The sequence below is a fragment of the Citrobacter sp. S55_ASV_140 genome, from assembly GCF_018919505.1.
Classification (GTDB): domain Bacteria; phylum Pseudomonadota; class Gammaproteobacteria; order Enterobacterales; family Enterobacteriaceae; genus Citrobacter; species Citrobacter werkmanii.
The window spans coordinates 1-8,772 of sequence record NZ_JAHLQZ010000169.1 but is presented as its reverse complement, the minus strand read 5'-3'; the positions used below and the strand labels follow the sequence as shown (position 1 = coordinate 8,772).

8 protein-coding genes and 1 pseudogene are annotated in these 8,772 nt (G+C 50.7%); 5 read left to right on the top strand and 4 right to left on the bottom strand.

Annotated elements, in window-relative coordinates:
- The coding region (locus KQJ18_RS18815) for an ABC-F family ATPase (RefSeq protein ID WP_216422494.1) at positions 1 to 1,415 on the bottom strand (1,415 nt) is incomplete at its 3' end.
- Positions 1,416 to 1,647: 232 nt separating this feature from the next.
- On the opposite strand from KQJ18_RS18815, the gene ldtB reads away from it, so the two are divergent.
- Entirely contained in the window at positions 1,648 to 2,568 is a 921-nt protein-coding gene (gene ldtB, locus KQJ18_RS18810; RefSeq protein WP_038643088.1) for a L,D-transpeptidase, read from the top strand.
- 94 nt (positions 2,569 to 2,662) lie between these two features.
- On the opposite strand, the gene KQJ18_RS18805 is transcribed toward ldtB, so the two are convergent.
- Both KQJ18_RS18805 and mntR read right to left on the bottom strand, forming a co-directional pair.
- Entirely contained in the window at positions 2,663 to 3,772 is a 1,110-nt protein-coding gene (locus KQJ18_RS18805; RefSeq protein WP_216422493.1) for an anion transporter, read from the bottom strand.
- Positions 3,769 to 4,242: a manganese-binding transcriptional regulator MntR gene (gene mntR, locus KQJ18_RS18800; protein ID WP_038639127.1), complete on the bottom strand. Its 474-nt coding sequence runs from the start codon at positions 4,240 to 4,242 to the stop codon at positions 3,769 to 3,771. The genes KQJ18_RS18805 and mntR overlap by 4 nt, the downstream gene beginning before the upstream one ends.
- 186 nt (positions 4,243 to 4,428) lie before the next feature.
- On the opposite strand from mntR, the gene mntS reads away from it, so the two are divergent.
- Positions 4,429 to 4,557 carry a manganase accumulation protein MntS gene (mntS, locus tag KQJ18_RS18795; RefSeq protein WP_003831584.1) on the top strand — a complete coding sequence of 43 codons (129 nt, stop codon included), beginning with the start codon at positions 4,429 to 4,431 and terminating at the stop codon, positions 4,555 to 4,557.
- Positions 4,558 to 4,833: 276 nt separating this feature from the next.
- Entirely contained in the window at positions 4,834 to 6,420 is a 1,587-nt protein-coding gene (locus KQJ18_RS18790; RefSeq protein ID WP_216422491.1) for a phosphoethanolamine transferase, read from the top strand.
- 63 nt (positions 6,421 to 6,483) lie between these two features.
- On the opposite strand, the gene ompX is transcribed toward KQJ18_RS18790, so the two are convergent.
- On the bottom strand, positions 6,484 to 6,999 hold the full coding sequence (ompX, locus tag KQJ18_RS18785; protein WP_003035257.1) for an outer membrane protein OmpX: 516 nt from the start codon (positions 6,997 to 6,999) through the stop codon (positions 6,484 to 6,486).
- 400 nt (positions 7,000 to 7,399) lie between these two features.
- Here ompX and rhtA point away from each other — a divergent pair, with 400 nt between their 5' ends.
- A complete protein-coding gene (gene rhtA, locus KQJ18_RS18780) occupies positions 7,400 to 8,287 on the top strand; it encodes a threonine/homoserine exporter RhtA (RefSeq protein WP_042309586.1) in 888 nt (295 codons plus the stop codon).
- Positions 8,288 to 8,590: 303 nt separating this feature from the next.
- Positions 8,591 to 8,772: pseudogene (locus KQJ18_RS18775) on the top strand (DNA starvation/stationary phase protection protein Dps); the annotation flags it as partial.

The window sequence follows — 8,772 nt, the reverse complement described above, 5'->3', positions numbered from 1 at the left end:
TCCATATCCAGGTGGTTAGTTGGTTCGTCCATTACCAGAATATTCGGTTTCTGCATCATCAGCTTACCGAACAGCATGCGCCCTTTTTCACCACCAGAGAGCACTTTTGCAGGCTTCTTGATATCGTCCTGGCTGAACAGCAGACGACCGAGGAAGCTGCGCACAACCTGTTCATCATCGCCTTCTTGTTTCCACTGGCTCATCCACTCGAATACGGTCAGATCGTTTTCGAACTCATATTCATGATCCTGCGCGTAGTAACCAACTTGCGCGTTTTCGGACCACTTCACGGTACCGTTATCCGGCTGCAAATCACCGACCAGCGTTTTCAGCATAGTGGATTTACCCACGCCGTTGGCGCCCAGAATGGCAATCTTCTCACCCACCTCGAGCAGCAGATTGAAGTTTTTAAACAGCGGGCCTTCATCAAAACCTTTAGTAAGCGCTTCCACTTCCAGCGCGTTACGGAACAGTTTCTTATCCTGCTCGAAGCGAATGAACGGGTTCTGACGGCTGGAAGCTTTAACTTCTTCCAGTTTAATTTTATCGATCTGACGGGCGCGGGAAGTCGCCTGACGAGATTTTGAGGCGTTGGCGCTAAAGCGGCTGACGAAAGATTGCAGGTCAGCAATCTGCGCTTTCTTCTTGGCATTATCGGCCAGCAGACGTTCACGCGCCTGGGTGGCCGCCGTCATGTATTCGTCGTAGTTCCCCGGATAAACACGCAGTTCGCCGTAGTCCAGATCCGCCATGTGCGTGCAGACCATGTTCAGGAAGTGACGGTCATGCGAAATGATGATCATGGTGCTGTCACGTTCGTTCAGCGTCTGCTCCAGCCAGCGGATGGTGTCGATATCCAGGTTGTTCGTTGGTTCGTCGAGCAGCAGAATATCCGGGTTAGAGAACAGCGCCTGCGCCAGAAGCACACGCAGCTTCCAGCCGGGTGCGACTTCGCTCATCGGGCCGTAATGTTGTTCTACCGGAATACCCACGCCCAGCAGCAGTTCGCCCGCACGCGCTTCAGCAGAATAACCGTCCATTTCACCGTACTGAACTTCGAGGTCAGCCACTTTATAGCCGTCTTCTTCACTCATTTCGGCCAGCGCGTATATACGATCGCGCTCCTGCTTCACTGCCCACAGTTCAGCATGCCCCATGATCACGGTGTCAAGCACGGTGAACTCTTCAAAGGCGAACTGATCCTGACGCAGCTTACCGATGCGCTCATTCGGATCGAGGGAAACGTTACCCAGCGTCGGTTCGAGATCACCGCCGAGAATTTTCATAAAAGTGGATTTACCGCTACCGTTCGCGCCAATCAGGCCGTAACGGTTGCCGCCGCCAAATTTGACGGAAATATTTTCAAACAGCGGCTTACTGCCAAACTGCATGGTGACGTTGCTGGAAACTAACACTGGCGTATCCTGAAAGAGAAAGAAATATGTGACAAACCGCTTATTATGCCATAAGTCTACGATAAGATCGCCCCTTCATGCTGAAGGGGGAAAGTGAAAGCAAAAGGAAAAAAATGTGATTTAGTACACATCCGAATTCCTTGTTGCTCAGATTGCACATATAATGCGTGCCCAACACTACATAAATCTCAACCCACTCGCCTGCCTGGCACTGAATCTCGCATACATGAAGATGAATATGAAATTGACAACGCTTTTCGCGGCGGCACTTGCGGTAGTTGGTTTTTGCAACACTGCCTCAGCCGTCACGTACCCGCTGCCTACCGATGGTAGCCGTTTGATTGGCCAAAACCAGGTCATCACCATTCCTGAAGGCAATACCCAACCGCTGGAGTATTTTGCGGCAGAATATCAGATGGGTCTGTCTAACATGCTGGAAGCGAACCCTGGCGTGGATACTTTCCTGCCGAAGGGCGGCACCGTACTGAACATTCCTCAGCAGTTGATCCTGCCGGATACCGTGCATGAAGGTATTGTTATCAACAGCGCTGAAATGCGTCTGTACTACTACCCGAAAGGCACCAACACCGTTATCGTTCTGCCGATCGGTATCGGCCAGTTAGGCAAAGACACGCCAATCAACTGGACCACCAAAGTAGAACGTAAGAAAGCGGGCCCAACCTGGACGCCAACGGCGAAAATGCATGCGGAATACCGCGCTGCGGGCGAACCGCTGCCAGCCGTGGTTCCGGCAGGCCCGGATAACCCGATGGGGCTGTACGCACTGTATATCGGCCGTCTGTATGCTATTCACGGCACCAATGCTAACTTCGGCGTTGGTTTACGTGTCAGCCACGGTTGTGTCCGTCTGCGTAACGACGACATCAAATTCCTGTTTGAAAATGTGCCGGTCGGCACTCGCGTACAGTTTATCGATGAGCCGGTGAAAGCCACTACCGAACCAGACGGCAGCCGCTACATCGAGGTACACAACCCGCTGTCCACCACGGAAGCACAGTTTGAAGGCGGGGAAATCGTACCGATTACGCTGAACAAGAGCATTACCAGCGTCACCGGTCAGTCTGATGTCGATCAGTCCGTCGTTGAGCAGGCGGTACAGAACCGTTCTGGTATGCCGGTTCGTCTGAACTAATCTGCTATACATGCCCGATGGCGCTACGCTTATCGGGCCTACCAACGCAGTAGGCCGGATCAGGCGCCAGCCGCCATCCGGCACACCATATCAATTACATCATCTGCAGCAAAACATACCCTACCAGCGCCGCCCATATCAGCATCGGCAACGAATACCAATGAAAACGCCACCAGATCCGTCGATCGTTTGCCATGCGTAAAGCGATAAGATTCGCCAGCGATCCCGGCAGCAGCCCGAAGCCACCCACATTAACCGCCCAGGCCAGCAGCAGCGTCGGCGGAACGTAGTTCAGCAACAAAATCGTACTGGGAACATTACTGATAAACTGCGACAGGCCAATGGCCGTCAACCAGAGACCCGGCGCTGAGAGCGTGCCAATCTTGTGGGTTATCCCCTGCAATGCCGGTAGCTGCGTCAGCAAATACACATCAATAAACATCGCCATAAATACCAGCAGCAGCGTCCAGTCCACGCAGAGGATGACGCGACGCGCCAGAACCATGAACCCCGCCGCCACAATCGCCAGACCCCACAGCTCTTGTTTTAACTCCAGCGCCGTAAGAAAGATGATATACAGCGCCAGACAGCTCCACACCAGGCGTGGTTGCCAGTCTGGCGCGCGCGTCCCGGTATGATAGTGCAATGCTTTGTTCGGGAAACTGAACCAGCACAGCACCACCAGCGTCAGCATCATGGCACCCGCGAGCGGCGCCATTTGCCACGTAAACGCGGTAAATGACAACCCGGAGCGCCCCCACATCAGGATATTTTGCGGATTGCCGATTGGCGTCAGCAACGATCCGGCGTTTACCGCCAGCGCCTCAAAGATAATCAGGCGATTCACCGGAATGGCGCACAATTTTTTCAGGGTGATGGTCAGCGGGACAACAATAAACAATGCCACATCGTTGGTCAGAAACGTCGACAGCAGCGCCGCCGCCAGCACCATAAATATCGCCAATTGGCGTTCAGTGTGAAAGCGGCGGGTCATCTTGCGCCCTAACACATCGAAGTAACCGCTTAATTCAACGCCTTTGGTCAGTAACATCAGGCCGCTAAGCGTAATAATGGTGTGCCAGTCAATCGCTCCAGGCCAGGAACGGGGCGTAAATGGCGTGAACACGCTCAGTACAACCCCGACGATGATTAACAGTTGGAAAAAACGATCGCGCTGCAAGGCGCGTAGTAAAGGAAAACTCATTCAGAGCCAGATCCTTGCTGTTGCGTAAAACGGCTAAAAGCCTCCAGCGTTTCCTTACTGACGTGGTGCTCCATTCCCTCTGCGTCACGGCGGGCAATTTCCGGGCTGATACCTAACATCAACAGGAAATTTTCCACAATCTGATGACGCTCCCGGCTCTCCTGGGCCAGACGTTCGCCTTCTGCGGTTAAAAACACACCGCGCCAGGGGATCATTTCAATCAACCCGACGGAAGCAAGGCGCTTCAACATTTTGGCAACCGTCGGCTGGGAAACCCCGAGTCGGGCAGCCATGTCCACCTGGCGCGCTTCACCCACCTCAATAATGAGATCGGAAATCAGCTCTACGTAGTCATCAATCAGCTCGCGGCGATGCGCCTCCCGGACCTGACGAAATCCTTCAACGTGTTCTTCGACATTCACCAATTGCGTCACTTTTTTTGTTGTTGGCGTACCTGCGCGACGACTCATTCTGCTTCCTCGTTACTGTGACGCGTTAACGGCATCTGATTAGAGAGCGCTCATTGTAAACCAGAGTTGCGTGGGCACAAAAAATTAACGTTTTAGCAATAGCTATATAATATAGCCTGTGCTATATCTGTATATAATAAAGACATCCCTCAAGGACTGATGGGATCGTGAAGTCAGGAGGTTTATATGAATGAATTTAAGAGGTGTATACGCGTGTTTAGCCATTCTCCCTTTAAAGTACGGTTGATGCTGATCTCTATGCTGTGTGACATGATCAACAGCAAACCAGAGCAGGATAAACCTTCAGAAAAATAATGCGGCGTCGCGGTACGCCGCTTCCTTTCCCTGCTGTCATCCGGGTACAGTAGTGTTTTTCGTCCCAATAACCCTGCTTTTTGTCAGTTTTGCCACCTCTCTCGCAAAACAATTTCCTTGTAGTAGTTGACCTTCTCTCATGCACACTCTATCTTTTCGCAGCCCTGCGTATATTGCGGCTCGCGGATGCGGACCCTATCCCTCTTCTCGCTCTCTCAGGCAGGCAATGACCCTTAACGCCAGGGTAAGCACATGGCGTTTTTGCATTAGTGGCGTATGAATTTAACCCTCAAAGATTCAATCATTGCTCGTAGCCGGGCCGTTAGTCCGTGGACTGGCCTCTATTTCTTACAGTCTATGCTGATCAACCTGGCGTTGGGCTATCCGCTTAGCTTGCTCTACAGCGTTGCTTTCACCTGTATATTAATACTGCTGTGGCGCAGCGCGCCGCGCGCGCAGAAAGTGCTGATCGGCATTTGCTCACTTATTGCGGCAATGTACTTTCCGTTTGGTCAGGCTTACGGTTCGCCTAACTTCAATACGTTGCTGGCGCTGCATTCAACCAATATGGAAGAGTCCACCGAGATCCTGACCATCTTCCCCTGGTACAATTATCTGGTTGGGGTATTTATTTTTGCCCTCGGCGTTATCGCCGTACGCCGTAAAAAAGAAGCGCAGAAGCGCAGTTGGAATAAGTACGACAGTCTGTGTTTGTTGTTTAGCGTCATCGCGTTTTTTGTTACCCCGGTACAAAATCTGGCCTGGGGCGGCGTGTTCAAGCTTAAGGACACCGGTTATCCGGTTTTCCGCTTTGCCAAAGACGTGATCGTCAATAATAACGAAGTGCTCGATGAACAGGAGCGCATGGCGAAGCTGTCGAGTGTGAAAGACAGCTGGACAGTAACCGCCGTGAAGCCAAAGTATCATACCTATGTCGTGGTCATTGGTGAAAGCGCCCGCCGCGATGCATTAGGCGCGTTTGGCGGTCACTGGGATAACACCCCGTTTGCCAGTTCCGTTAACGGCTATCTGTTCGCAGATTACATTGCCGCAAGCGGTTCAACGCAAAAATCGCTTGGCTTAACGCTTAATCGGGTCGTTGATAATAAGCCGCAGTTCCAGGATAACTTTGTCACTCTGGCCAACCGCGCGGGATTCCAGACGTGGTGGTTTTCCAATCAGGGGCAGATTGGTGAATACGATACGGCTATCGCCAGTATCGCAAAACGAGCTGATGAAGTGCACTTCCTCAAAAATGGTGATTTCGAAGCGGATAAAAATACCCGTGACGAAGAACTGTTAAAGATGACCGCCCAGGTGCTGACAACCGAGCGCACTCAGCCGCAGCTCATCGTGCTGCATTTAATGGGTTCACATCCCCAGGCCTGCGACCGTACGCAAGGAAAATACGAGACCTTCGTTCAGTCAAAAGAGACATCTTGTTATCTGTACACCATGACGCAGACGGATGACCTGCTGCGCCAGCTTTACGAGCAATTACGTAACAGCGGCAATAGCTTCTCGATGGTCTATTTCTCCGATCATGGCCTCGCCTTTAAAGAGCGGGGAAAAGAGGTGCAGTACCTGGCGCATGACGATCGGTTCCAGCAGAATTTCCAGGTGCCTTTTATGGTGCTGTCGAGCGATGATAAAGCGCATCGGGTGATCAAAGCCCGTCGCTCTGCCAATGATTTCCTCAGCTTTTTCTCTCAATGGACGGGGATCAGCGCGAAGGAAATTACCAACAGCTACCGTTTTATCTCAGAGAAGAAAGCCGGACCGGTGTATATCACCAACTTCAAACTGCAGAAGGTGGATTACAACCATCTGGGTACCGATATCTTTGAGACCAAATCTCGTTAATCTCTAAATTACACGCAAAAAAAATCCGCCTCAAAAGGCGGATTTTTTATATCACCGAAGTGATTAGAAGCGGTAACCCACGCCAGCGATCCAGGTGCCAACGTCAACGCTACGAATACGGCTCTGCTCATAGGAGAAGTCCAGAGCAACGTTTTCGATCGGGTTGAACTGCAGACCAGCACCGTAAGAGAAACCGTAGTCGCTGGTGGTGTGGTTGTCAGCCGGAGATGCTGCGTTCTGGAATTTACCGTAACCAACCCCCACTACACCGTAGATGCTTGCCCAGTCGTTCAGACGGTAAGCCGGACCCGCAGTGATGCCGTAGTACTGGGTTTTGTTGTAGTCGCCAGAAGCATCGGTACGGTCTTTTTCAGTGTAAGTGAAGGAACCGATTACACCCAGCGGGTTATTGTCCTGCTCGTAGCGATACTTCAGGTTGAAACCGTTCATTTTGTTCGCTGCGCCCTGAGCATCACTCTGAGCGTAACCACCAGTAACGGTAGAAGTAGCAGCTACAGCAGTACCTGCGGAGAAAGCCAGAACAGCGGCCAGTGCTGAAAGACATGCAATTTTTTTCATAACCACCTCAAATGTGCTTCAAGTAAATCCTAAGTTTTAAATATAACAAAAATTGATGGGAAACTCTTTGCGATTCGCGGTGTCTAACGGGCTCTTTCATGTAACAAAACATTTCACAAGCCAGCTATACCTTTCAATTTACACCACTTTTTTAATCTAATGAGCCATTATTGCGCGCACAATACGACACATTCATCCAGATAATTCCTAATCACGCAGATTATTAATCCACCAATTTCGTACCATTGTACGGATCTGAAGAATTTTTTTTTCAACCAATACTCAACCAGTTGAGTGTATTTCCATTACACTCGCTGTTTTACTTTTCTATACATTTTGCCATCCGCGTCGTAACGCCGCGCAGATGAAGAGATGTAACCATCATTTGTCAGGAGAAAGGATGCCGGGGTCGTTACGAAAAGCGCCAGTTTGGTTACCTATTTTAGTTTTGCTTATTGCTATGTCCTCCATTCAAAGCGGAGCATCTCTGGCAAAATCGCTGTTCCCTCTCGTCGGTGCGCCTGGCGTTACCGCGCTGCGCCTCGCACTGGGCACACTCATCCTTATCGCCTTCTTTAAACCCTGGCGTTTACGTTTTGCCAAAGAACAGCGCCTGCCGCTGCTGTTTTATGGTCTGTCCCTTGGCGGGATGAACTACCTCTTTTATCTGTCTATTCAGACTGTCCCGCTGGGAATTGCCGTGGCGCTGGAGTTTACCGGCCCGCTTGCAGTGGCGCTGTTTTCATCCCGACGCCCTGTAGATTTTATTTGGGTCGCGCTGGCCGTTCTTGGGCTTTGGTTCCTGTTACCGCTTGGCCAGGACGTTTCTCATGTGGATTTAACCGGCGCAGCGCTGGCGCTGGGAGCTGGCGCCTGTTGGGCCGTTTATATTCTCACCGGGCAGCGTGCCGGCGCGGAACACGGTCCGGCAACCGTAGCGGTGGGTTCATTAATCGCCGCGCTGATTTTTGTTCCCATTGGCGCAATTCAGGCCGGCGATGCCCTGTGGCACTGGTCAATACTGCCGTTGGGCCTGGCCGTGGCCGTACTCTCCACCGCGCTCCCCTACTCATTAGAGATGATCGCACTAACGCGATTGCCAACGCGGACTTTTGGTACGTTAATGAGCATGGAACCCGCGCTGGCTGCGGTTTCGGGAATGATCTTCCTCGGTGAAACGCTAACGCTTATCCAGACGCTGGCCCTGGGGGCGATTATTGCCGCATCAATGGGTTCTACACTCACTATTCGCAAAGAACCGCAAATTAAGCAAGTTGACGTGAATTAACCCCTTAATATTCTGCATGGTTTGCATAATCATGCAGAATATCCAATTGTAAATCTGCGTGATAATTTTTCTAATAAATAGATTTTTCTCATTCGCTTATTTCTTTTAATTTCCACATTAACATAAAAATAACATTGCGCGACAATCAAACCAGTTATCATCATGATTTTAAAAGATTTTTATTATCCGCTCCTCTCTTCGCTATTAAAGTAATAGGTAACACCGGAAAAATAAATCCAAAATTAGCGCTATACTTATTTCCGTTGAAGAGTTGGGACATAAATATCAAGAGGATATGAAAATATGAGTACCGCAAAACTGGTAAAAACAAAAGCATCCGCCCTCGTTTATACTCGCAACGATGTGACAGACAGCGAAAAGAAAGCAACGGTAGAACTGCTGAATCAGCAAGTGATCCAGTTCATCGACCTGTCGTTGATCACTAAACAGGCTCACTGGAACATGCGCGGCGCGAACTTTATTGC